The sequence below is a fragment of the Staphylococcus caeli genome, assembly GCF_051413795.1.
Classification (GTDB): Bacteria; Bacillota; Bacilli; order Staphylococcales; family Staphylococcaceae; genus Staphylococcus; species Staphylococcus caeli_A.
Genome location: NZ_JBOIRQ010000057.1, coordinates 1 through 249, shown reverse-complemented (window position 1 = coordinate 249; position 249 = coordinate 1). Strand labels below are relative to the sequence as shown.

The window sequence follows — 249 nt, the reverse complement described above, 5'->3', positions numbered from 1 at the left end:
TTGTTGGAATATCTATTGTGTAGTTGCCTTCATCATCAGCTGTTCCTGTACCTGTTGTTCCGTCTGGGAACGTTACTGTTACTGTTGAACCAGCTTCCGCTGTTCCTGATATTTGTGTGTCATCACTTGTTACATCATTCACCGTTGGTGCTTCCGGCGCTGTCGTATCCGTAACTGTTGTTGTTGCTTCACCTGACACATTTCCATCTTTATCTGTCGAAGTGACGTTTAACGTTTCTCCACCTTTAA

General features: G+C 43.8%; 1 protein-coding gene. It reads right to left on the bottom strand.

Translation table 11 applies throughout. The features are described 5' to 3' along the window. Window positions 1-249, bottom strand: a 249-nt coding sequence (locus tag ACSULM_RS12530) for an Ig-like domain-containing protein (RefSeq protein ID WP_436863132.1), incomplete at both ends; no start/stop codon positions are given.